Annotated in this window: 18 protein-coding genes; 8 read left to right on the forward strand and 10 right to left on the reverse strand. The window is 70.9% G+C overall.

Annotation, left to right across the window (positions count from 1 at the left end; genetic code table 11):
• Window positions 1-151 precede the first annotated feature (151 nt).
• The 7 genes from BMZ82_RS04910 to BMZ82_RS04940 form a co-directional block, all read right to left on the reverse strand.
• Complete coding sequence (locus BMZ82_RS04910) at window positions 152-1,357, reverse strand: acyl-CoA dehydrogenase family protein (protein WP_093772060.1); 1,206 nt, start codon at window positions 1,355-1,357, stop codon at window positions 152-154.
• Between the two features lie 2 nt (window positions 1,358-1,359).
• A complete protein-coding gene (locus BMZ82_RS04915) occupies window positions 1,360-1,872 on the reverse strand; it encodes a MaoC family dehydratase (protein WP_093772062.1) in 513 nt (170 codons plus the stop codon).
• Between the two features lie 4 nt (window positions 1,873-1,876).
• The gene (locus BMZ82_RS04920; protein WP_093772064.1) at window positions 1,877-2,842 is read right to left on the reverse strand and encodes an HpcH/HpaI aldolase/citrate lyase family protein; all 966 of its coding nucleotides are present in this window, start codon (window positions 2,840-2,842) and stop codon (window positions 1,877-1,879) included.
• Complete coding sequence (locus BMZ82_RS04925) at window positions 2,839-4,887, reverse strand: protein meaA (RefSeq protein ID WP_093772066.1); 2,049 nt, start codon at window positions 4,885-4,887, stop codon at window positions 2,839-2,841. The genes BMZ82_RS04920 and BMZ82_RS04925 overlap by 4 nt, the downstream gene beginning before the upstream one ends.
• Window positions 4,888-4,904: 17 nt before the next feature.
• The gene (gene ccrA, locus BMZ82_RS04930) at window positions 4,905-6,242 is read right to left on the reverse strand and encodes a crotonyl-CoA carboxylase/reductase (RefSeq protein WP_177244407.1); all 1,338 of its coding nucleotides are present in this window, start codon (window positions 6,240-6,242) and stop codon (window positions 4,905-4,907) included.
• A gap of 461 nt (window positions 6,243-6,703) precedes the next feature.
• On the reverse strand, window positions 6,704-7,519 hold the full coding sequence (locus tag BMZ82_RS04935; RefSeq protein ID WP_218159013.1) for a TetR family transcriptional regulator: 816 nt from the start codon (window positions 7,517-7,519) through the stop codon (window positions 6,704-6,706).
• A 136-nt stretch (window positions 7,520-7,655) separates the two neighbouring features.
• Window positions 7,656-9,461 (reverse strand): 3-hydroxyacyl-CoA dehydrogenase family protein, encoded by a 1,806-nt coding sequence (locus BMZ82_RS04940; RefSeq protein ID WP_093772070.1) that lies wholly within the window; start codon window positions 9,459-9,461, stop codon window positions 7,656-7,658.
• A gap of 371 nt (window positions 9,462-9,832) precedes the next feature.
• Here BMZ82_RS04940 and BMZ82_RS04945 point away from each other — a divergent pair, with 371 nt between their 5' ends.
• Window positions 9,833-10,411, forward strand: coding sequence for an adenylosuccinate lyase (locus BMZ82_RS04945; protein ID WP_093772072.1), 579 nt, complete (start codon window positions 9,833-9,835; stop codon window positions 10,409-10,411).
• A 21-nt stretch (window positions 10,412-10,432) separates the two neighbouring features.
• Here the strand turns inward: BMZ82_RS04945 and BMZ82_RS04950 are convergent, their stop codons facing one another.
• Window positions 10,433-10,978 carry a GNAT family N-acetyltransferase gene (locus BMZ82_RS04950; RefSeq protein ID WP_256251767.1) on the reverse strand — a complete coding sequence of 182 codons (546 nt, stop codon included), beginning with the start codon at window positions 10,976-10,978 and terminating at the stop codon, window positions 10,433-10,435.
• A 263-nt stretch (window positions 10,979-11,241) separates the two neighbouring features.
• Between BMZ82_RS04950 and BMZ82_RS04955 the strand changes: the two genes are divergently transcribed.
• The gene (locus BMZ82_RS04955; RefSeq protein WP_256251768.1) at window positions 11,242-12,369 is read left to right on the forward strand and encodes a tryptophan dimethylallyltransferase family protein; all 1,128 of its coding nucleotides are present in this window, start codon (window positions 11,242-11,244) and stop codon (window positions 12,367-12,369) included.
• 63 nt (window positions 12,370-12,432) lie between these two features.
• Here the strand turns inward: BMZ82_RS04955 and BMZ82_RS04960 are convergent, their stop codons facing one another.
• Together BMZ82_RS04960 and BMZ82_RS04965 are read right to left on the reverse strand one after the other, a co-directional pair.
• Window positions 12,433-14,019 (reverse strand): alpha/beta hydrolase, encoded by a 1,587-nt coding sequence (locus BMZ82_RS04960; RefSeq protein ID WP_093772074.1) that lies wholly within the window; start codon window positions 14,017-14,019, stop codon window positions 12,433-12,435.
• Between the two features lie 148 nt (window positions 14,020-14,167).
• Window positions 14,168-15,232, reverse strand: coding sequence for an Rv2578c family radical SAM protein (locus tag BMZ82_RS04965; protein ID WP_093772076.1), 1,065 nt, complete (start codon window positions 15,230-15,232; stop codon window positions 14,168-14,170).
• Window positions 15,233-15,401: 169 nt separating this feature from the next.
• Between BMZ82_RS04965 and BMZ82_RS04970 the strand changes: the two genes are divergently transcribed.
• The 6 genes from BMZ82_RS04970 to BMZ82_RS04995 all read left to right on the forward strand — a co-directional run bounded on the left by BMZ82_RS04970 (window position 15,402) and on the right by BMZ82_RS04995 (window position 24,318).
• Window positions 15,402-15,845, forward strand: coding sequence for an SRPBCC family protein (locus BMZ82_RS04970; RefSeq protein ID WP_093772078.1), 444 nt, complete (start codon window positions 15,402-15,404; stop codon window positions 15,843-15,845).
• A gap of 153 nt (window positions 15,846-15,998) precedes the next feature.
• Window positions 15,999-18,425, forward strand: a complete 2,427-nt coding sequence (locus BMZ82_RS04975; RefSeq protein ID WP_093772080.1) for an MFS transporter — start codon at window positions 15,999-16,001, stop codon at window positions 18,423-18,425.
• Window positions 18,426-18,599: 174 nt separating this feature from the next.
• Window positions 18,600-21,182 carry an ATP-binding SpoIIE family protein phosphatase gene (locus BMZ82_RS04980; RefSeq protein WP_093772082.1) on the forward strand — a complete coding sequence of 861 codons (2,583 nt, stop codon included), beginning with the start codon at window positions 18,600-18,602 and terminating at the stop codon, window positions 21,180-21,182.
• A 109-nt stretch (window positions 21,183-21,291) separates the two neighbouring features.
• Entirely contained in the window at window positions 21,292-22,017 is a 726-nt protein-coding gene (locus BMZ82_RS04985) for a class I SAM-dependent methyltransferase (protein WP_093772084.1), read from the forward strand.
• 88 nt (window positions 22,018-22,105) lie between these two features.
• Entirely contained in the window at window positions 22,106-22,939 is an 834-nt protein-coding gene (locus tag BMZ82_RS04990) for a M55 family metallopeptidase (protein ID WP_093772086.1), read from the forward strand.
• Window positions 22,940-22,995: 56 nt separating this feature from the next.
• A complete protein-coding gene (locus BMZ82_RS04995; protein ID WP_093772088.1) occupies window positions 22,996-24,318 on the forward strand; it encodes a M20/M25/M40 family metallo-hydrolase in 1,323 nt (440 codons plus the stop codon).
• The last annotated feature ends 7 nt before the right edge of the window (window positions 24,319-24,325 follow it).

Genomic DNA, 24,325 nt, shown 5'->3' on the forward strand with positions numbered 1-24,325 from the left:
ACGATGCCGCGCTTCGACGGGGGACGGCGGCTTTCCGCGATGGTAGCGGTTCGGGGCCACAACTGGGTAAGCCAGGAAGCCGAGTCGACGGCTGACGGAAGTTGACGGGGTGTGATCTTCTTCTCGAAGAAAACACCCCCAACCTGGACATTCAGCCTTGGAACCGATACTCCTCGAGCAGCCTGCGCCCAATGATCATTTTCTGGATTTCGGCGGTGCCTTCACCGATCAGCAACATCGGGGCCTCTCGGTAGAGGCGCTCGATCTCGTACTCCTTGGAGAAGCCGTATCCGCCGTGGATCCGGAAGGCGTCCTCCACGACCTCCTTGCAGTACTCGGAGGCGAGGTACTTCGCCATCCCTGCCTCGAGGTCGTTTCGTTCTCCGGAGTCCTTTTTGCGTGCAGCGTTCACCATCATCGCATGGGCGGCCTCGACCTTGGTAGCCATCTCGGCCAGCTTGAACTGGATCGCCTGGTGCTGGGCGATCGCCTTGCCGAAGGTGTGACGCTGCTGGGCGTACCGGACACCGAGCTCGAAAGCACGGTGCGCGACGCCGCAACCACGCGCGGCGACGTTGACCCGGCCCACTTCCACGCCGTCCATCATTTGGTAAAAACCCCGGCCGGTGACCCCGCCGAGCACGCGGTCCGCGGGAAGCCGCAGGCCATCCATGATCATCTCGGTGGTGTCGACACCCTTGTAGCCCATCTTCTCGATCTTGCCGGGGATCGTGAGGCCCGGCCGGACCTCACCGAAGCCCGGCTCCTTCTCGATCAGGAAGGTCGTCATCGACTTGTGGGGGGCCGTGCCCTGCGGGTGTCCTTCGTCACTTCGTACGAGAACGGCCACCAGGGACGACGTTCCGCCGTTCGTCAGCCACATCTTCTGGCCGTTCAGGACGTACTCCTCGCCGTCCTTCACCGCCTTCGACGTGATCGCCGACACGTCCGAGCCGAGCCCCGGCTCCGACATCGAGAACGCGCCCCGGACGTCGCCGAGCGCCATCCGCGGCAGGAAGTGGTCCTTCTGCTCCTGCGTGCCGTGCTGCTTGAGCATGTACGCCACGATGAAGTGCGTGTTGATGATGCCGGACACCGACATCCAGCCGCGGGCGATCTCCTCGACGCACAGCGCGTAGGTGAGGAGGGACTCGCCCAGACCCCCGTACTCCTCCGGGATCATCAGGCCGAACAGGCCCAACTCCTTGAGGCCGTCGACGATCTGCTGCGGGTACTCGTCGCGGTGCTCCAGTTCGGTCGCGACCGGGATGATCTCCTTGTCCACGAAGTCGCGGACGGTGGCGAGGATCTCCTGCTGGACGTCGGTCAGACCGGCGGTCTGGGCGAGTCGCGCCATGGCTACTTCTCCTGCTCCTTGAGCTGGGGGCGGCCCGGCTGTTCGCCGCCGCGCTCCTTGATGTACGTCTCGGTCGGCACCAGCACCTTGCGGCGGAACACGCACACGAGCGTGCCGTCCTGCTTGTAGCCCTTGGTCTCGACGTACACGATCCCGCGGTCGTCCTTCGACTTCGACGGCCACTTGTCGAGCACCGTCGTCTGCCCGTACAGCGTGTCGCCGTGGAAGGTCGGCGCGACGTGCTTGAGCGACTCGATCTCCAGGTTGGCGATCGCCTTGCCGGAGACGTCCGGCACGGACATGCCGAGCAGGAGGGAGTAGATGTAGTTCCCCACGACGACGTTCTTGCCGAAGTCGGTCGTGTGCTCCGCGTAGTTGGCGTCCATGTGGAGCGGGTGGTGGTTCATCGTGAGGAGGCAGAAGAGGTGGTCGTCGTACTCCGTGACCGTCTTGCCGGGCCAGTGCTTGTAGACCGCCCCGACCTCGAACTCCTCGTAGGTGCGCCCGAACTGCATCGCGTCACGCCTCCGGGATCTCGAACACGCTGGTGCGCTTCATGCCGGCGGCGCGGCCCTTGCCGGAGATGACCAGCGCCATCTTGCGGCTCGCCTCGTCGATCATCTCGTCGCCGAGCATCGCCGAGCCCTTCTTGCCGCCCGCCTCGGACGTGCAGTAGTCGTACGCGTCCAGGATCAGTTCGGCGTGGTCGAAGTCCTCCTGGGAGGGCGAGAAGATCTCGTTGGCCGCCTCGACCTGGCCCGGGTGCAGCACCCACTTGCCGTCGAAGCCGAGCGCGGCGGCCCGTCCGGCGACCTCGCGGTAGCCGTCGACGTTGCGGATCTGGAGGTAGGGGCCGTCGATCGCCTGGAGGTCGTTGGCGCGGGCGGCCATCAGGATCTTCATCAGGATGTAGTGGTAGGCGTCCGCCGGGTAGCCGGGCGGCTGCTCGCCCACGACCAGCGACTTCATGTTGATCGACGCCATGAAGTCGGCCGGGCCGAAGATGATCGTCTCGACGCGCTGGGAGGCCGTCGCGATCTCGTTGACGTTGTTGAGACCCTGCGCGTTCTCGATCTGCGCCTCGATGCCGATCTTGCCGACCTCGAAGCCCATCGTCTTCTCGATCTGGGTCAGCAGCAGGTCAAGGGCGACGACCTGCTGGGCGTTCTGCACCTTCGGCAGCATGATGCAGTCGAGGTTGGGGCCGGCCCCCTCGACCACCGTCACGACGTCCCGGTACGTCCACTCGGTCGTCCAGTCGTTGACGCGCACGACCCTCGTCTTGCCCGTCCAGTCACCCTCGTTGAGGAACTTGACGATGGTGTGCCGCGCCTCCGGCTTGGCGAGCGGCGCGCACGCGTCCTCCAGGTCCAGGAAGACCTGGTCGGCGGGGAGACCCTGCGCCTTCTCCAGGAAACGGGGGTTGCTGCCCGGCACCGCGAGACACGAGCGGCGCGGACGCAGTCGGTTGACTGGCGTGGTCATGCGGGGACCTCCAGGGGGTCGAGCTTGTTCGCTTTCCGGATCTCGTCGACGATGCGGCCGATGATTCCGGTGATGTCGAAGTCCTTCGGGGTGAACACGGCGGCGACGCCGGCGGCCCTGAGCTGCTCCGCGTCACCTTGGGGGATGATGCCACCGGCGATCACCGGTATATCTGTGGCCCCGGCCACACGCAGCCGATCCAGCACGTCCGGCACCAGTTGGGCGTGCGAACCGGACAGGATCGACAGTCCCACCGCGTGCACGTCCTCCTCCAGCGCGGCGTCCACGATCTGCTCGGGCGTCAGCCGGATGCCCTGGTAGACCACCTCGAACCCGGCGTCACGCGCGCGTACCGCGATCTGCTCGGCGCCGTTGGAGTGCCCGTCCAGACCCGGCTTGCCGACCAGGAAGCGCAGCTTGCCGACGCCCATCTCGCGCGCCGTCACCTCGACCATTCGGCGGACGTCGGCCATGGCCGACCCCTCCTCCGCGGGCACCGCCACCGGCGCCGACGAGACCCCGGTCGGCGCCCGGAACTCGCCGAACACCTCGCGCAGCGCGCCGGACCACTCGCCGGTCGTGACCCCGGCGCGGGCGCACTCGAGGGTGGCCTCCATGAGGTTGGCGGTGCCCTTGGCGGCCTCCTTCAGTTTCTCCAGCGCCTTGCAGGGCCGCGGGTGGTTGAAGGGCGGCTGGTAGCGGGTGTCGCGCCAGTTCTGGAGGGAGGCGATGACCCGGGCCTCGACCGCCGGATCGACCGTGTGGATCGCCGTGTCGAGATCGTCGGTCAGGGGGTTGGGCTCGGTCGTCTCGAAGATGTTGACGCCGATGATCTTGTCCTGACCGGATTCGATACGGGCCCGGCGCTCGGCGTGCGACGAGACGAGCTGCGACTTCAGGTAGCCCGACTCTACGGCGGCCATCGCGCCGCCCATCTCCTGGATCCGCTCGATCTCCGCGAGGGACTCCTCGACCAGGGCCGCCACCTTCGCCTCGATGACGTGCGAGCCCTCGAAGATGTCCTCGTACTCCAGCAGGTCGCTCTCATGCGCCAGGACCTGCTGGATGCGCAGCGACCACTGCTGGTCCCAGGGGCGGGGCAGACCGAGGGCCTCGTTCCAGGCGGGGAGCTGCACGGCACGCGCGCGTGCGTCCTTCGACAGCGTCACCGCGAGCATCTCCAGCACGATCCGCTGGACGTTGTTCTCCGGCTGCGCCTCGGTCAGGCCCAGGGAGTTGACCTGGACGCCGTAGCGGAAGCGGCGCTGCTTGGGGTCCTCGATGCCGTAGCGCTCGCGGGTGACGCGGTCCCAGATGCGGCCGAAGGCGCGCATCTTGCACATCTCCTCGACGAAGCGGACGCCCGCGTTCACGAAGAACGAGATCCGGGCGACGACGTCGCCGAACTTCTCGGCCGGCACCTGCCCGGAGTCCCGGACGGCGTCCAGCACGGCGATCGCCGTCGACATGGCGTACGCGATCTCCTGGACCGGCGTGGCGCCCGCCTCCTGCAAGTGGTAGCTGCAGATGTTGATCGGGTTCCACTTGGGGAGGTGCGAGACCGTGTACGCGATCATGTCCGTCGTCAGCCGGAGCGAGGGCCCCGGCGGGAACACGTGCGTGCCCCGGGACAGGTACTCCTTGACGATGTCGTTCTGGGTCGTGCCCTGGAGCCGGGTGATGTCCGCGCCCTGCTCCTCCGCGACGACCTGGTAGAGCGCCAGCAGCCACATGGCGGTGGCGTTGATCGTCATCGAGGTGTTCATCTGCTCCAGGGGGATGTCCTGGAACAGCCGGCGCATGTCACCGACGTGGGCCACCGGCACGCCGACCCGGCCGACCTCGCCGCGGGCGAGGATGTGGTCGGAGTCGTAGCCGGTCTGGGTCGGCAGGTCGAACGCGACCGACAGACCTGTCTGGCCCTTGGCGAGGTTGCGCCGGTACAGCTCGTTGGACGCCTCGGCCGTGGAGTGACCGGCGTACGTGCGCATGAGCCACGGCCGGTCCTTCTCCCGCTTGCCTTCGGAGGGCTGACGCTCAGTCATCGATGACCTCGGGTGTCTCAGATGTTGCGGAAGCGGTTGATGGCGTCGATGTGCCGGGCGCGCTTTTCCTCGTCGCGCACACCGAGACCCTCCTGGGGGGCCAGCGCGAGGACGCCGACCTTGCCCTGGTGCAGGTTGCGGTGCACGTCGTAGGCGGCCTGGCCGGTCTCCTCCAGGGAGTAGACCTTCGACAGCGTCGGGTGGATCTTGCCCTTCGCGACCAGCCGGTTGGCCTCCCAGGCCTCGCGGTAGTTGGCGAAGTGCGAGCCGATGATCCGCTTCAGGGACATCCACAGGTAGCGGTTGTCGTACTCGTGGGTGAAGCCGGAGGTCGAGGCGCAGGTGACGATCGTGCCGCCCTTGCGGGTGACGTAGACGCTCGCGCCGAAGGTCTCGCGGCCGGGGTGCTCGAAGACGATGTCGACGTCCTCGCCGCCGGTGAGGTCGCGGATGCGCTTGCCGAAGCGCTTCCACTCCCGGGGGTCCTGGTGGTGCTCGTCCTGCCAGAACCGGTAGTCCTCGGCGGTGCGGTCGATGATCGCCTCGGCGCCCATGGCCCGGCAGATGTCCGCCTTCTGCGGGCTGCTCACCACACAGATGGGGTTGGCGCCGCCGGCCAGCGCGAACTGCGTGGCGTAGGAGCCGAGTCCGCCGCTCGCGCCCCAGATCAGGACGTTGTCGCCCTGCTTCATGCCGGCGCCGTTGCGGGACACCAACTGCCGGTAGGCGGTGGAGTTGACGAGCCCGGGGGCCGCCGCCTCCTCCCACGACAGGTGATCCGGCTTCGGCATGAGCTGGTTGGACTTGACGAGCGCGATCTCGGCGAGGCCGCCGAAGTTCGTCTCGAAGCCCCAGATGCGCTGCTCGGGGTCGAGCATCGTGTCGTTGTGGCCGTCGGAGGACTCCAACTCGACGGACAGGCAGTGCGCGACGACCTCGTCGCCCGGCTTCCAGGCGTTCACGCCCGGGCCGGTGCGCAGGACGACGCCCGCGAGGTCGGAGCCGATGACGTGGTACGGCAGGTCGTGCCGCTTCGTCAGCTCGCTGAGCCTGCCGTAGCGCTCCAGGAAGCCGAAGGTCGCCATCGGCTCGAAGATCGACGTCCACACGGAGTTGTAGTTGACCGAGGAGGCCATGACGGCCACCAGGGCCTCGCCCGGGCCGAGTTCGGGCACCGGGACGTCGTCCAGGTGGATCGACTTGCGGGGGTCCTTGTCGCAGGTGTCGAGGCCCGCGAACATGTCCGTCTCGTCCTTGTGCACGGTGATCGCGCGGTAGGACTCGGGAAGCGGCAGAGCGGCGAAGTCGTCCGGCGTCGAGTCCGGCGACTGGATCGCGTCCAGGATTGCCTGAATGGTCACGGTGTTGCCTCCGGCGGTGAGCGCCCTGAGGGCGGGGCGCTGAGGGTCAAGACGGTGCTGCTGAGTGCTGGGTGGACGTGCCGTCGGTTCGGCGGTGGTGCTGTTCGGCAGCGCTTTGTGGCGCGGGAGGTTGCCTGTGACGCAGGCGTCCGGGCGCGCAGGCCATGTGCTTGCGGGGACAGCCGACGTACGAAAGGTCTCTGCACGCCGGCCGCCCGGACACCTTCAACGTATGACACTGCGTGTCACATCGCAAGGCACCGAGTGCCACAAATTGCTCTCAGGTGAAATCTTTACGTAACAAATGAGCGATGATCGATCGAACGGGGTCTGAAAGCCGCGAAAAAGCCGCGTAAAGCTACGAGATGTCCGTGCGAAAAGGTGGCCCTGACATGCGAAAACGGCCACCCGGTGGGGGTGGCCGTCAGGATGTCGTCGCGCGGTGGAGGGTCGCCTCAGCGCTCCTTGAGCGCCTGCTCGATGGCCCGCATGACCTCGTCCAGCGGGGCGTCGGTGCGGGCGACCGTGACCAGCACCTCGCCGTGCGCGGAGAGCGTCGCCGGGGCCTGCGCGGGGGCGCCGGCGCTGCTGCGGCCGGCGCCGATGCCCGTCCCGAACGTCTTGCGGACGATGGCGAAGGCGTGGTCGAGCTGGGTCTCGACGTCGCCCTGGCCGCCCGCCCGCAGCCAGCGCCGCAGGACGTGGTTGTGGGCGGTGACCACGGCGGACGCGGCGACCTCGGCGAGCAGCGGGTCGTCGTTGGCGTCGTCGTCGTGCGCGTGCTCGTCGAAGTGGCCGAGCAGGTAGCGGGTGAAGAGGCGCTCGTAGCGGGCCACCGACGCGATCTCCGCCTCGCGCAGGGTGGGCACCTCGCGGGTCAGCTTGTAGCGGGCGACCGAGATCTCCGGCCGGGCCGCGTACATCTTCATGACTTCCTTGATGCCGCGGCACACCGTGTCGAGCGGGTGCTCGTGCGCCGGGGCCGCGTTGAGCACCGCCTCGGCCCGGATCAGGGTGTCGTCGTGGTCGGGGAAGATCGCCTCTTCCTTGGAACGGAAGTGGCGGAAGAAGGTGCGGCGGGCGACCCCGGCGGCGGCCGCGATCTCGTCGACGGTGGTCGCCTCGTACCCCTTGGTCGCGAACAGCTCCATGGCCGCCGCCGCCAGTTCGCGGCGCATCTTGAGCCGTTGGGCGGCGGCGCGGCTGCCCGCGGCACTTTCCGGCGCGTCGGACGTGGCGGGTGTACGTGAGGACCTGGCGGGCTGGGACATGACCCGAACGTACTGCATGTGCGCAGCTCGGTGTGCCTGTCCTGGATCACCCCCGCCCTCGACCGGCGGGGGCCCGCCCGTGGGGTCGAGCAGCCCGCCCCAGTCCTCGCCCGCCGGGAGCCGGCCGCCGGCGCGCTCAGCGGCGGGCATGTTCGCGGAAGCCGCGCCCGGTCTTGCGGCCGAGGCAGCCCGCGGCCACCAGGTGCTCCAGGAGCGGGGCCGGCGCGAGCCCCGGGTCGCGGAACTCGCGGTGCAGGACCTTCTCGATCGCGAGGGAGACATCGAGCCCGACGACGTCCAGCAGCTCGAAGGGGCCCATCGGGTAGCCGCCGCCCAGCCTCATCGCGGCGTCGATGTCGTCGAGGGACGCGTAGTGCTCCTGCACCATCTTGATCGCGTTGTTGAGGTACGGGAAGAGCAGCGCGTTCACGATGAAGCCCGCCCGGTCCGCACAGTCGACGGCGTGCTTCTTGATCCGTCCGCACACCTCGCGAGCCGTCGCGTGGACGTCCTCGGCCGTCAGCACCGTACGGACGACCTCGACCAGCTTCATGGCGGGCGCCGGGTTGAAGAAGTGCATGCCGATCACGTCCTGCGGGCGCGAGGTGGCGCGGGCGCAGGCGACGACCGGCAGCGAGGAGGTCGTCGTGGCGAGGACCGCGCCGGGCTTGCAGACCTTGTCCAGCGTCGCGAACAACTGCTGCTTGACCGCGAGGTCCTCGGCGACCGCCTCGACGGCCAGATCGACGTCGGCGAACGCGTCGTAGGTGCCGGCGGCGGTGATCCGGTCCAGGATCTGCGCGGCGGCCTCGGCCGTCAGCCGCCCCTTGTCGACCGACCGGGCGAGCGACTTGCCGATCCGGGCCTTGGCCGCCTGCGCCTTCTCCTCGCTGCGGGCGGCGAGGACGACGTCGTAGCCGCCCTTGGCGAAGACCTCGGCGATGCCGGAGGCCATGGTGCCGGAGCCCGCGACGCCGACGCTGCGCACCGGGCGGCCGGGGCTCGTGATCCCGCCCGACAGGGGCGTGAGCGCGTCCGGGACGACCGTCGCGCTGCCGGGGGCCTCGTACGTGTAGAAGCCGCGGCCCGACTTGCGGCCGGTCAGGCCCGCCTCGCTGAGCTGCTTGAGGATCGGCGCGGGGGCGTGCAGCCGGTCCTGGGACTCGGCGTACATGGCCTCCAGGACCGTCCGGGCGGTGTCGACGCCGACCAGGTCGAGCAGGGCGAGGGGCCCCATCGGCAGACCGCAGCCCAGCCGCATCGCCGCGTCGATGTCCTCGCGGGAGGCGTACCGGGCCTCGTACATCGCGGCGGCCTGGTTGAGGTAGCCGAACAGCAGGCCGTCGGCGACGAACCCGGGCCGGTCGCCCACCGCGACGGGCTCCTTGCCGAGGTCGAGGGCGAGGTTGGTGACGGCGGTGACGGCGGCGGGCGCGGTCAGCACCGAGGAGACGACCTCGACCAGCTTCATCGCCGGCGCCGGGTTGAAGAAGTGCAGGCCGAGCACCCGCTCCGGATGCGCCGAGTCGGCGGCGAGCCGGGTCACGGACAGCGCGTTGGTGCCGGTCGCCAGGACCGTCTCGGGACGCACGATCCCGTCCAGCTCACGGAAGATCTGCTGCTTGATCTCGTACGACTCCGGCGCGACCTCGATGACCAGGTCGGCGTCGGCCGCCGCGCGCAGGTCGGTGGAGAAGCGGACACGGGCCAGGACGGCCGTGCGCTCCTGGTCGGTGCACCGACCGTGCTGCACGGCGCGGGCGGTGGAGGCCTCCAGCGCGGCGAGGGACCGCGCGGTGCGCTCCTCGCTGATGTCGACGCCGATCACCTCGCGGCCGGCCTGGGCCAGGACCTCGGTGATGCCGGTGCCCATGGTGCCGAGGCCGATGACGGCGATCGTCCGGAGCGGGGACAGAGGGGTGTCGGACAGGGGAGCGACCATCGCGGGACTCCAGGAATGAGGTGACGACTGGGACGCGCCCGGGTGCCCGGAGGGGCCACGGGTGCGGAGAGAGACAGTGCGGGTGGTGCCGGGCTGCAAGCGCACACGCCCGGTGCCGTACGTCCGGGGCGTGCACACGCCCGGAGACGAACGGGAGATCCGACCGGCCTCTGTCCCGTGGCCGGGCCGTACAGCGGTACGAGGTACCGAACCGACTTCTCTCGCGGCGACTGCGTCACCAGGCCGGCGCGAGGAGTGTGGCGAATGGGTGAATCGCTGGTCCGAGCTTAACCGGTGAGTAACGGGCCCGCCAGCCCCCGTGGCTGTGATGCAACTCCCTGCCGGGCCGGACAGGTTCTAGGCTCGCCACCATGGACGAAGAGTTGCGGGCGGTCACGGAGCGTTTACGGCGGGAGTCGGGCGGCACGGCGCTGTACGAGCGGCTCACGGCCGAGGTCGATCACGACGAACTGGCGGGCGTGCTCACCGAGCCGGGGCAGCCGTTGTGGGCCCGAGAACTCGCCGCGTTCCGGCTGGGGCTCGCCGGGGACCGGCGCGCCTTCGAGGCGCTCGTGCTCCTGCTCAACCACCGGGACCCGCCGCGCTGCGCCTCCGCCGCCCACGCGCTGGCCCGCCTCGGCGACCCGCGCACGGCCCGCGCCGCGGCGGCCCTGGCCACCAACGAACTGCGCGTGGCCTACGCCCTGCACCCCGTGCGGCTCCTGGTGGAGCTGCGGGCGCCCGAGTCCGTGCCCGCGCTGATCACCACGCTCCGGCGGCGGCTGCGCCCGCACGACCCCCACCGGCGGGTGGCCCTCGCCTGCGTGGAGGGACTCGGCACCCTGGGCGACGGCCGCGCCCGCCCGGTCCTGAGCGACGCCCTGGCCCACCCGGTCCTCGCGGAGGCGGCCGTCCACGCGCTGGCCCGAATCCCCCGCCAGCGGCGCTGACGCCCACCGAACCGGCGGGCGTCAGCCGGGAACCCGCCCGAGGTACCGCACCTCGGTCACCAGAGCGCCCGCCACCTCGCACGGCACCTCGGCACCGTCCGCGTGGAACCCGGCCCGCTCGTAGAAGCGACGGGCCGGGAGGTTGTCCCTGAGCACCCACAGATACATACGGGAGCGCCCGAGGGCACCGGCCTGCCGGACCGACTCCGCCAGGAGCGCCCGCCCGACGCCCGTCCCGAGGTGCCCGACGTCGACGTAAAGCGCGTACAACTCGGCGTCGCAGATGTGGACTTCGCCGTCCCGGTAGGCGCCGTGGGCGGCCCAGCCGACCACCTCCCCGCCCCGTTCCGCGACCAGGTTCACCGCGCCGCCGGCGCTCCCCGAGAAGCCGGCCCGGCGACGCCCGGCGTCCTCGGCAACGCTCAGCGCGTCCAGATACGACTGCGGCAGCAGCCCCCGGTAGGCGCTCTGCCAGCCACGGACGCGGATCTCGGAGACGCGGTCGACGTCGGCGAGTGTCATGTCCCGTATGACGGCCAGGGAGGTCATCCGCTCATCATCGCGCATGCCCCGAGCGTCGGCGGACGGGCCATGTCCGTGCCGGAGCGGGTGAGTTTGACCACGTTGTCGGAGGTTGCCTCCGGCGGTTTCCCCGGCAGGGGGGCGGCTGGAAGGGGACCGGAGGTTATCGGCCATTAGTTCGAGATTCGAATATCTTCACGAGGGGAAGATCGCCCTCCGCTGAACTGCGGTGGCTTGGCGTGCCTTTCGGGCTGCCCAAGTGGTCGTGGACGAGGCCGGATTGGTCCGGCTATGGAGGGTGATGGACAGTGACGAGTGCGCAACTCCCTGATGAGATATCCGACCTGAGCGTGCGTCAAGGCTCGGCCAAGACGTTCGGCCGGTTTCTGGAAGAGAAGTGGACGGCGGTCTGCCGTGGTCTGGGGACGGACCAGTGGGAGACGGAGGCCGTACTGGAGGAGCTGCGGGACGTGATCCACCCGTGGGCCGCGCGGCCCGTCGGAACGCGTTGCGATCCCCCCTCGTTCGTCTCGGCCGACGGCTTCCCCGCCGAACTGTCCGTCAGTTGGAAGGACGGCCGCCCCGAAGTCCGCATCCTGTTCGAGTCGCTCGGTGCCGACGGCACCCCGCTCGGCTGCCAGGAGGCCGGCCGGAAGCTGACGCGCCGGCTCGCCAAGAGCCCGGGCGTGGACATCACGCGGTACCTGGGCATCGAGGATCTGTTCGTCACGTCCGCCCCCGACCACTACCGGGCCACCATCTGGCACTCCTTGGCCTGGCGGCCGGGCAAGCGGCCCCACTACAAGGTCTACCTCAACCCGCAGGTGCACGGCCTGGACGGCGCGTACGAGGTCATGGCGGAGGCCATGCACCGGCTGGGCCTGGCCGACGCCTGGGAACCGGTGGCGCGCCGCGCCGAGGAACTCGCCGGGCGCGGGCACGAGTTGGAGCTCATGGCCCTCGATCTGGACGCCGGAAACGCCTCCCGCGTGAAGGTCTACTACCGCCACCACCCCATGCCGATGGCCGAGTTGGACACCGTCGGCACGCTGGCGCACCGCCACGAGCCGGACCGGGCGGCCCGGGCGCGCGCCGTGATCTACGGGCGGGACAGCGGCATCGTGAGCAACGAGCCGATGACCTGCCTGGCGTTCCGGGAGGGCGCGCCAGGACCGGAGGAGGCCAACGTCTATCTGCGGCTGCCGGACAACACCCGCTCCGACGCCGAGGCGGCCGTACGCATCGCCCGGCTCATGGAGCTGGAGGGCATCGACCCGCGCCCGCACGCCGAGGTCCTCAGACAGTTGACGGTGGATCAGCCGCAAGGCGTCGGCGGGCTGCAGGAGTTGTGCAGCTACCGGACGATCTCGCCGGACACGCCCGCCGACATCGGGGTGTACCTGCGGTTCAACACGTATGCCGGCCTTCCGGGCTGACCGCGCGCTAGCGCCGCCGTCGGGGGTGCCTGACAACACCCCCGACGGGGCGGCCGTCACCGCTCAGCCACGGAATCCCAGCAGCCCGTGCAGCGTCGAGCCGTGGGCCGTGCGCGAGGTGACCTTCGTGGTCAGCGGCTTCGGGTCGGGCTGCGCCTTGCACACCGCGTCGACCCCGCCCATGCCCGCCGCCCCGCGCGGCACGGTGCCGTCGGTCAGGTACGTCGCCAGGTGCTTGTCCAGACAGGCGTTCCCGCTCAGGGTGATGCCGTGGTTCTGGCCGCCCTCCTCGACCACCAGACTCGAGCCGCGCAGCAGCGCGTGGACCGTCGCGCCGCCCTCGTACGGCGTGGCCGCGTCGTTCGTCGCCTGGAACAGCAGCACCGGCGGCAGATCGCCGTTGGTGAGGTTCACCGGTCCCAGGGGCGCGGTCGGCCAGAACGCGCACGGCGCGTTGTACCAGGCGTTGTTCCAGGTCATGAACGGGGCCTTCGCGTACACCGACCAGTTGTCCGTACGCCACTCGTCCCAGTCGCGCGGCCAGGACGCGTCACGGCACTGCACCGACGTGTAGACGCTGTACCCGTTGTCCCCCGAGGCGTCGACGGCGGCGAAGTTCTCGTACGCCTCGACGAGCGGGTCGTCGTCCTTGTCGTTCACGTACGCGGCGAACGCCTCGGCGAGGTGCGGCCAGTAGCCGTTGTAGTAGCCGCCGGGCAGGAAGGTGTCCTCCAGCTCCGAGGCGCCCACCTTGCCGCCGGCCGGCTTCTTCGCGAGGGCCGCCCGCATCGCGTACCACTTGGTCTCGACCTGCTCCGGGTCGCCGCCGAGCTTGTACGTCTTGTCGTACTTGGCGATCCACGCCATCAGGGCGCGGTGCCGGTCGTTGAAGGCCAGGTCCTGCGTCAGGTTGTCCTCGTACCAGACCCCGGTGGGGTCGACGATCGAGTCCAGGACCAGGCGCCGCACCCGCTGCGGGTAGAGCTTGGCGTACACCGCGCCGAGGTAGGTGCCGTACGAGTAGCCGAAGTAGTTGAGCTGCCGCGCGCCGACCGCGGCCCGGATCGCGTCCATGTCGCGGACGGCGCTCAGGGTGTCGATGTACGGCAGCACGCTCGCGTACTTCTTCCCGCAGGCCTCGGCGAACGACCGGGCGCGCTTCAGGTTGGCCTGCTCGATCGCCTCGGTGCTCGGCACCGAGTCCGGGCGGACCGGGGTGAAGTGGCCGGGCTTGCAGTTCAGCGCCGGGGTGCTCTTGCCGACCCCGCGCGGGTCGAAGCCGATGACGTCGTACTGGGCCGCCACCGCCTTCGGCAGCGCCGAGGCGACGAACCCGGCGAGGCGCAGCCCCGAGCCGCCCGGGCCGCCGGGGTTGACCAGCAGCGGGCCCTGGTACGTCTTCGCGGTGTGCGGGACGCGCGACAGCGCCAGCGTGATCTGCTTCCCGCCCGGCTGCGCGTGGTCGAGCGGCACCTTCAGGGACGCGCACTGGAGTTTCGGCTGGTCGGTGGTGCCGCAGCTCTTCCAGGAGAGCTTCGCCGCGCGGGCGGGCGACGCGGGGTGCGACGGGTCCGCGGCGGCGGGCACGGCCGTGACCGTCCCGGCCACGACGACGGCGGCAGCGCACAGCACGGCTGCGCGTTGGTTCATGGAGGACTCCCGGGACGGAGGGGCAGAGGCTTGCGGTGGTCGGACCGCAGGTCGCGGCCCTCGCCGCATCGTCCCGGGAAGATCGTCGGTAAGAACCCTTTCCGGCGTTACTTGACCCGTTCGGGTTGCCGGATGCGCTCGAACGCGCTCAGATCAGCGTGAGTTGGGTCGGCCCGGAGTCGGTGGGCTCCTCGGCCGGGCCGACCGCCCCGAGGGGCCGCTCGGGCTGCGGGAGCCGGCGGGGCATCCCCGCGCGCGTGGGGCCGATGCCGTACTCCTCGGCCAGCTCGTGGACCTGACGGGTGATCCGGCGCTGGTACCACTTCGGGGCGTAGGCGCCGTCCGCGTACAGCCGCTCGTACCGGCGCACCAGGTGGGGGTGATGCTGCCCGAGCCAGGCCATGAACCACTCGCGGGCGCCGGGGCGCAGATGCAGCGCGAGCGGGGTGACCGAGGTGGCCCCGGCGGCGGCGATCGCCCGCACGGTGGCCCGCAGCCGGTCCGGCTCGTCGCCCAGGAAGGGGATCACCGGCGCCATCAGCACCCCGCAGCCGATGCCGTGGTCGGTGAGGGTCCGTACGACGTCCAGGCGGCGCTGCGGGGCCGGCGTGCCCGGCTCCACGGTGCGCCACAGCTCGGTGTCGGTGCAGCCGACGGAGACCGACACGCCGACGTCGGTCACTGCGGCCGCCTGCCGCAGCAGGTCGAGGTCGCGCAGGATCAGCGTGCCCTTCGTCAGGATCGAGAAGGGGTTCGCCCGGTCGCGCAGGGCGGCCAGGATGCCTGGCATGAGCCGGTAGCGGCCCTCCGCGCGCTGGTAGCAGTCGACGTTCGTGCCCATCGCGACGTGCTCCCCGTGCCAGCGGGGCGAGGCCAGTTGGCGGCGCAGCAGCTCCGGCGCGTTCACCTTGACGACGATCTGGGTGTCGAAGCCGAGGCCGGTGTCGAGGTCGAGATAGCTGTGCGACTTGCGGGCGAAACAGTAGACGCACGCGTGCGTGCAGCCCCGGTAGGGGTTCACGGTCCACTCGAACGGCAGCCGGGAGGCCCCCGGCACCCGGTTGAGGATCGAGCGGGCCCGGATCTCGTGGAACGTGATGCCGGCGAACTCGGGCGTGTCGAACGTCCTGGTCGTGACCGCGTCCGCGCCGAACAGCGCGGCGTCCGCCGCCCGGTCGTGGCGGGTATCCGCGGTGAGGTTGTCCCAGCGCATGACGCCTCCTCGGTAGCCCTGCCCACACAATAGAACACACGTTCGCATGATCGTGCGATCCGCTCCCTGCGGGACCCCGATTTGGGCGGCCGTGGACCGGGGTGGTTGGCTTGCCCCGCATCTGATGAACCCTGATCAACCCTGAGCAACACGGACCTGGAGGAACCCCATGGCGCAGGTCGAGGCCACCACCGAGCGGGTCGTCGCTGCGGACCCGGAGAAGGTGTTCGACACCATCGCCGACTACAGCGGCACGCGCGCGAAGCTGCTGCCCGAGCACTTCAGCGAGTACGAGGTGCAGGAGGGCGGCGACGGCGAGGGCACCCTCGTCCACTGGCGGCTCCAGGCCACCAGCAAGCGGGTCCGCGACTGCCTCCTGGAGGTCACCGAGCCGACCGACGGCGAGCTGGTCGAGAAGGACCGCAACTCCTCGATGGTCACCGTCTGGCGCGTCACCCCGGCCGGCGAGGGCTCGTCCCGGGTCGTCGTCACCACCACCTGGACCGGCGCGGGCGGCATCGGCGGCTTCTTCGAGAGGACCTTCGCGCCCAAGGGCCTCGGCCGGATCTACGACGTGATCCTCGCCAACCTCGCCACCGAGGTCGAGAAGTAGCCCAACACCCGTGCGCTCCCTGCGCGTTGACCCCCTTCACCGGTTCGAGTGGATCTCCCTTGTGACCGGGATGGCCCCGTAACTCGTCGCGCTTGCTCGTAGTTGTCGCTTTACGCGGTAATTGTGTGGCAGGTGCGACGAGGGGAACGGGACATGGGCGGGACCACTCTGGTGCAGGACGAGCCGGTCACGGCACCCCCTGCGAAACACCCGCCCGAGGCGACGGTCACCGGGCCACAGCCCGGCCGACGCCGGGTGCGGGTGGTCTTCTTCGCCCTCATGCTCGCGCTGCTCCTCGCGGCGCTGGAGCAGATGATCGTCGCCACCGCCCTGCCGAAGATCGTCGGCGAGCTGCACCGCCTCGACAGGATGTCCTGGGCGATCACCGCCTACCTGCTCACCGCCACCGTCGGACTCCCCGTCTACGGCAAGCTCGGCGACCTCCTCGGCCGCAAGGGCGTCTTCCAGTTCGCGATCGTCGTCTTCGTCATCGGCTCCGCGCTCGCCGGACGGGCGCAGACCATGGACCAGTTGATCGCCTTCCGGGCCGTCCAGGGCGTCGGCGCGGGCGGGCTCATGATCGGCGTGCAGGCGATCATCGCGGACATCGTGCCGGCCCGGCAGCGCGGCCGGTTCATGGGCCTCATCGGCGCGGCGTTCGGCCTCGCCTCGGTCGCCGGACCGCTACTCGGCGGCTACTTCACCGACCACCTCTCCTGGCGCTGGTGCTTCTACATCAACGTCCCCTTCGGCCTCGTCACCCTCGCCGTGGTCACCGTCGTCCTCAAACTCCCGAAGCCGACGGCGAAGCCCCGATTCGACGTCCTCGGCGCTCTGTTGCTCGCCGTGGCCTCCACCTGCCTGGTCCTGCTGACCAGTTGGGGCGGCACCGAGTACGCGTGGGACTCGAGCGTCGTCGTCGGCCTCGGCGCGGGCGCGGCCGCCGCGACCGTCCTCTTCCTCGTCGTCGAGGGCATCGCCGCCGAACCCCTCATCCCGCTACGGCTGTTCAGGGACCCCGTCTTCAACGTCACCGCGTTGGTCGGCCTGGTGATCGGCGTCGCACTGTTCGGGGCCGCCAGCTATCTGCCGACCTTCCTGCAGATGGTCGACGGGGCCACCGCCACCGAGTCCGGGCTGCTCATGCTGCCCATGATGGGCGGCATCGTCGGCGCTTCGGTCCTCTCCGGGCAGCTCATCACGCAGACCGGCCGCTACCGGGTCTACCCCGTCCTCGGCAGCGCCCTCGCCGCCCTCGGCATGTGGCTGCTGTCCCGGCTCGAAGTCGACACGCCCCGACTCCAGTACAGCCTGTGGATGGCCGTCCTCGGCGCGGGCATCGGCCTGGTGATGCCCGTCCTCGTCCTCGCCGTGCAGAACTCCGTGCGCCCCGCCGACCTCGGCACGGCGACGAGCGGGAACAACTACTTCCGCCAGATCGGCGGCAGCGTCGGCGCGGCGGTCTTCGGCACCCTCTTCGCCGACAGGCTCACCGACGCCCTGCACGACCGCCTGCCCGCCCGCACCGGCGCGGGGCTCCCCGACCCCGAGTCGCTCACCCCGCAGCTCGTCCACGCACTGCCCCCGGCGCTGCGCGACGCCTACATCCGCGCGTACGCCGACGCCATGCCGCGGATCTTCCTCTACCTCGTACCGGTGCTCGTCCTCGGGCTGCTCATCGCCTGCTTCCTCAAGGAGAAACCGCTGGTGACCCACAACGCCGCCGACGCAGATGCCGATGCCGCCGACGAAAGGGAGCCCGCGCCCGGGACCGCACCGATCCCGCCGGCCCGCATCATGCAGGCCCGGGCCCCGCACACCGCCGGCGTCCCGGTCTGCGGCACGGCGCGGCACCCCGACGGGACCGTCGTGCCCAGCGCGGCGCTCACCCTCATCGACGTCACCGGACAGCAGATCGGCCGCGGCGCGAGCGGCGAGGACGGACGGTACGCGCTGGCCACGCCCGGCGCGGGCGCGTACGTCCTGATCGCCGCCGCGGGCGGCCACCAGCCACAGGCCGTCGCAGTCACCGTCGGTGAACGCCCCGTCGAACTGGACATCGTCCTCGGCGGCGCGGGCCGGCTCGCCGGGAACATCGTGACGGCGGACGGCGCACCGGTGCGGGAGGCCGCCGTCACCCTCACCAACGTCCACGGTGAGGTCGTCGCCAGCACCCGCAGCGGGCACGAGGGCGGCTACGTCATCACCGAACTCGTCGCCGGCGAGTACACGCTCGCCGCCAGCGCGCCCGCCCACCGCCCGGCCGCCCTGCCGGTCAGCGTCCAGGCCGCCCGCGAGACCCGCCAGGACGTCGAACTCGCCGGCGGCGCCCTGCTGCGCGGCACGGTTCGGGCCACCGGCGGCCGCCCCGTCGAGGACGCGCGCGTGACCCTCCTGGACGCGGCGGGCAACGTCGTCGACACCCTCACCACAGCAGCCGACGGCACATTCCGCTTCGTCGACCTGTCCTCCGGCGAGTACACCGTCATCGCCTCCGGTTACCCGCCGGTCGCCACCGTCCTCCAGGTGGCGGGCGGCGCACGCACGGAACGTGACCTGCGACTGGGCCACGAGGACTGACGAGGACCGACGCCGGCCCGTGCGGGCACCCGGACGTGCGGAGTCTCCCGGCGTACCCCGGCGGGCCCGGGTGAAACCAATTCCACCAATGCCGCACATGCCGACCGGCGTGCGCCGTACGGTGGGGACAACGGGACAGATCTTGTACAGCTCTGGGGAGAGAGGGCCTGGGCCATGGACCGTGGCACCGAGAGGGACGCACCTCCCCGCCACGAAGCCGGGAGCGACGCGGCACACGAGGGGGCCGGTGCCGGGCGCGTCCCGCTCGCCGTGGTCGTGGTGGACCGCGAGGGCCTCGTCTCCCACTGGAGCACCGGCGCACGCCGGCTCTTCGGCGCCGCCAAGGAAGCGGCGATCGGCCGACCCGCGATCGACCTGCTCCCCGTCTCCGGCGCACTCCCCGAACCCGCCGACGCCCTTCCGGACGACGGCGGATACGACGCCCTCCTGGGCGGCGGACGCGGGGAGACCGACGGATACGGAGACCATGGGGGGTACGGAGCGCGCGCGGCCCTCGGCGGCCTCGGGCCCGGGCTGGACTCCTCCCTCGACCAGGGCATCGGCTACCCGGCCGCCGGACGGGCCCGGCTGACCGTCCCCGAGCGGGACGGCGACCGCGTCGACGTCCTGTGGTGGGCGTATCCGCTCGCCGGACCCGGCACGGAACGGCTGCTGGTCCTGGCGGCCGACGCGGCCGGACTGCGCCAGGACGATTCGGCGGACCGCGCGGCAGTCGAACGCATCGCGCCCGGCTTCGCACTGCACACCGACTTCCCCGGGGCCGATGAGCTGGCCGGCCGGCTGCCCGAGATCCTGCCCAGCATGAGCGTCGGCGAGAGCGCCCGCATCGTCGCCCAGATCCTCGAACTCGGCTACCCCGTCCTGGAGTTCAGCCAGAACGACCGGGTGCCGGTGACGCCCGACTGGGGCGTGACCCGGCGCGTCGAGCGAAGAGCCCGCCGCGAGCGGGCGGCCCGCGCCGCCGCCGAAGGGCTTCCGATACCGGACGACCCGACAGGCGAAGGCGACGAGCGAGAGGACCTCGAATACGTCGCCGTCCGGGAACGGCTGGAGTTCCTCAACGAGGTCAGCGGGAAGATCGGCACCTCCCTCGACCTGTCCCGCACGATCCTCGAGGTCAGCCGGGCCGTCGTGCCGCGCTTCACCGACGTCGCCGGCACCTACCTGCGGGAACAGGTCGTCGCCGGTGAGGGCTTCCCCGACGGCGTGCCGGACACCACCACCCTGTGGCACCGGGTGGCCGTCGAGCACACCGACGAACCCGGCCGCTGGGACGACGTCGTACCCGTCGGCGAGGCGATGCCGTTCCCCGCGCACACCCCGTTCTTCCAGTGCATGACCACCGGCGAGCCGGTCCTCGTGCCGCGTATCAGCGAGCAGTTGGGGCACGCCATCGCCTCGCAGTTCGAGAAGCGCGACATCCGGCCCCTGATCACCGGCCGCTCCATGCTCGTCGTCCCGCTGAAGGCGCGGCACGTCGTCCTCGGCTTCATGGTCCTGCTGCGCCACCCCGAGCGCGCCGTCTTCAACGACATGGACCGCGTCACCGGCGCCGAACTCGCCGCCCGCGCGGGCCTCGTGCTCGACAACGCGCGCATGTACACCTACCAGGAGAGCGTCGCCGAGACCCTCCAGGACAGCATGCTGCCGCACATCCCGCCGCGCATGGCGGGCTGTGACATCGCCACCCGCTATCTGCCGGGCACCCTGCAGGGGCGCATCGGCGGCGACTGGTTCGACTCGGTGAAACTGCCCGGCGCCCGCACCGCCCTCGTCGTCGGCGACGTCATGGGCCACGGCCTCAACTCGGCAGCCATGATGGGCCAGTTGCGGACGGCCGTGCAGACCATGGCCGCCCTCGACCTGCCGCCCGCCCAACTCCTGCGCAACCTCGACGACTTGGCGCAACGGCTGGGCGACACCTACCTCGCGACCTGCCTGTACGCCGTCTACGACCCGATCGGGAGCGAACTGCACATCGCCAACGCGGGCCATATCCCACCCGTGTTGGTGCGTGCTGCCGACGGCCGTAGCGAACTCCTCGACCTGCCCACCGGCGCGCCCATCGGCGTCGGCGGGGTGCCCTTCGAAGCGGTTCGCGTACGGGTGGCGCCGGGCGACCGGCTCGTCATGTGCACCGACGGGCTGGTGGAGATGCGCGGCGAGGACATCGGCGTGGGCCTGGCGGCGCTCTGCGAGTCCGCCGCCCACCCGGCCGCCTCCATGGACGGCGCCTGCGACACCATCATCCGCGCCCTCGCCGTGACCTTCTCCGAAGCGGGCCGCGGCAGCCGCAACGACGACGTCGCCCTGCTCATGGCCCGCCTGAACGGCATCGAACCGGACGACGTCGCCGAATGGCGCTTCCCCCTCCAACCGGCCGAGGCCGGCCGGGCCCGCGCGGTGGTCCGCGAACAGCTCCACGACTGGGGGCTGGCGAAACCGGCCGACACGGCCGAGCTGCTGGTGAGCGAGCTCGTCACCAACGCCCTGCGGCACTCCCACCGGCGGCCCGTGGGCCTGCGCCTCGTCCGCGGCGAGACGTTGCTGTGCGAGGTCGAGGACGACGACCACGAACTGCCGACCCTGCTGAGCGCCGGACCCGGCGACGAGTTCGGGCGGGGGCTGCGCGTGGTGAGCACGCTGGCCCGCGAGTGGGGCACCAGTCGTACGGGCGCGGGCAAGTCCGTCTGGTTCGAACTGACGCTGCCGCGCAACGGTGTGCGGATCTCGTAGGCGGTGTGAAGGAGTGCGCGGCGCGCTTGTCACGGAAACCCGGAGGCGGTAGACCGTACCCGCCCGTCACACGTGCGGCGGATCGGCCTTGTGTCAGGGGGAGTTGGGCATGAGCGTGACGCGTCGGTACCGCGAGGCGTGGGAGGGCTTCTGGCGGGAGGCTCCGGGCGAGGCGGGCGAGGTGTTCTGGGACGCGGATCCGCGCGTCACGGCCGCCCTCCACCTCGCCTACTTCGAACCTCATCTCACCGACGCCGAGCTTGCGTTGGTGGACCTCGGCTGCGGCAACGGCACCCAGACCCGGTACCTCGCCGACCGCTTCCCGCGCGTGCTCGGCGTCGATCTGGCCGCCGCGGCCCTCGACCACGCCCGGCACGCCGACCCCGCAGGACTTGCGGCATACCGGCTGCTGGACGCGGCGGAGAAGGGCGCGGCCGAGACGCTGCACGCCGAACTCGGGGACGCCAACGTCTACATGAGGGGCGTCCTGCACCAGTGCGAGCCGGCCGACCGGCAGCCGCTGGTGGACGCGATCGCCGCGCTGGTGGGGACGCGCGGCCGGGCCTTCCTCGTCGAACCGTCGGAGGCCGCCGGCCTCGTCCTCGGTGCTCTGGCGCAGAGCCCGGACGGTCCACCGCCGAAGCTCGCGCCGATCCTCCGGCACGGCATCGCCCCCGGCGACGTCGCCGACGACGCGGTGCCCGAGTATCTGCGCACCGCCGGACTCACGATCCTCTCCTACGGCGAACTACCGCTCACCACCACGGAGTTCACCCCCGACGGCACCCGGATCAAGCTCCCGTCACAGTGGTTCGTGGCGACCCGCGCCATGTGACCCCCTCTCTCTCTCTCGGGTCAGAAGCGGCTCCCACGGCTGCGTGCCGCACCGTGAAGATGCCGTCACTGCGGCAGGATGTCGACTCATGAGAATCCTCATCAGCGCCGACATGGAAGGCGCCACCGGTGTCACCTGGCCGGCCGACGTGCTGCCGGGGGCCCCGCAGTGGGAGCGGTGCCGGTCGATGTTCACCTCGGACGTCAACGCCGCCGTGCTGGGCTTCTTCGACGGCGGGGCGGACGAGGTCCTGGTCAACGAGGCCCACTCGACCATGCGCAACCTGCTCCTGGAGCAGCTCGACGAGCGGGTGGAGATGCTCACCGGTCGGCACAAGTCCCTCTCCATGGTGGAGGGCGTCCAGCACGGTGACGTCGACGGCATCGCGTTCGTCGGCTACCACGCGGGCGCGGGCATGGAGGGCGTCCTCGCCCACACCTACCTCGCCAACTCCGTCACCGGCGTCTGGCTGAACGACGTACGGGCCAGTGAGGGCCTGCTCAACGCGCACGTCGTCGCCGAGTACGGCGTGCCGGTCGTCCTGGTCACCGGCGACGACGTGGCCTGCGAGGACGCGCTCGGGTACGCGCCCGAGGCGCTGAAGGTCGCGGTCAAGGACCACATCTCGCGGTACGCGGCCGTGTGCCGTACGCCGGCCCGCACCGCCGCCGACATCCGGGCGGCGGCGAAGGCGGCGGCCGGGCTGGCGGTCCGTCAGGAACCGCTGGACGGTGGGCCGTTCACGGTCGCCGTCGAGTTCGACGCCGAGCATCTCGCGATGGCCGCCACCGTCGTGCCGGGCGTCGCCCGCATCGGCGAGCGGAAGATCGCCTACACCAGCGCCACCATGTACGAGGGCATCCGCACCTTCAAGGCGGTCACCACGATCGTTGCGGCCGCGATCGAGGAGCAGTATGGCTGAGCAGCAGGGAAACGGGTGCAGGTACGAGTACGGGTACGGGCGGGAGGTGGAGCGGCGTGGTTGACGCGCAGGCGCGGGACGAGGTCGTCCGGTTCACGTCCGATCTCATCCGCGTCGACACCACCAACCGGGGCGGCGGGGACTGCCGGGAGCGGCCCGCCGCCGAGTACGCGGCCGGGCTGCTCGCGGAGGCGGGCATCGAGCCGACGCTGCTCGAACGCACCCCGGGGCGCACCAACGTCGTCGCCCGCATCGAGGGCGCCGATCCGGCGGCGGACGCGCTGCTCGTCCACGGCCACCTGGACGTCGTCCCCGCCGAGGCCGCCGACTGGAGCGTGCACCCGTTCTCCGGGGAGGTGCGCGACGGGGTGGTGTGGGGGCGTGGGGCCGTCGACATGAAGAACATGGACGCGATGATCCTGGCCGTGCTGCGGCTCTGGGCCCGGCAGGGCGTGCGGCCCCGGCGCGACCTCGTCATCGCCTTCACCGCCGACGAGGAGGCCAGCGCCGAGGACGGCTCCGGGTTCCTCGCCGACCGCCATCCGGGACTGTTCGAGGGCTGCACCGAGGCCGTCGGCGAATCGGGCGCGTTCACCTTCCACGACGGCACCGGACGCGAGATCTACCCCATCGCCGCCGGCGAGCGCGGCACCGGCTGGCTGAAGCTGACCGCGCGCGGGCGCGCCGGCCACGGCTCCAAGGTCAACCGGGAGAACGCGGTGACCCGGCTGGCCGCGGCCGTCACCCGCATCGGCGAGCACGCCTGGCCGCTCCGGGTCACCCCGACCGTCCGCGCCGCCCTCACCGAACTCGCCGCGCTGTACGGCATCGAGACCGACCTGCACGACGTGGCCGGCCCGCACGACGTGGACGGCCTGCTGGAGAAGCTCGGCCCGGCCGCCGCCCTCGTCGAGGCGACCGTCCGCAACAGCGCCAACCCGACGATGCTGGACGCCGGTTACAAGGTGAACGTGATCCCGGGCGAGGCCGTCGCGTTCGTCGACGGCCGGTATCTCGCGGGCTGCGAGGACGAGTTCCGGGCGACCCTCGACGAACTCACCGGCCCCGACGTCGACTGGGAGTTCCAGCACCGCGAAGTCGCCCTCCAGGCACCCGTCGACGCGCCGCTGTTCGCCCGGATGCGCGCCGCCGTCGAGGAGTTCGCGCCCGAGGGGCACGTGGTGCCGTACTGCATGTCCGGTGGCACGGACGCCAAGCAGTTCTCGCGGCTCGGCATCACCGGCTACGGCTTCGCACCGCTGAAGCTCCCGATCGGCTTCGACTACCAGACACTGTTCCACGGGGTCGACGAACGGGTCCCGGTCGAGGCGCTGCACTTCGGCGTCCACGTCCTCGACCGGTTCCTGCGGACGGCCTAGACGAGCA

Origin of the sequence: Streptomyces sp. yr375 (assembly GCF_900110755.1) — a bacterium.
In the GTDB taxonomy this organism is placed as follows: Bacteria; Actinomycetota; Actinomycetes; order Streptomycetales; family Streptomycetaceae; genus Streptomyces.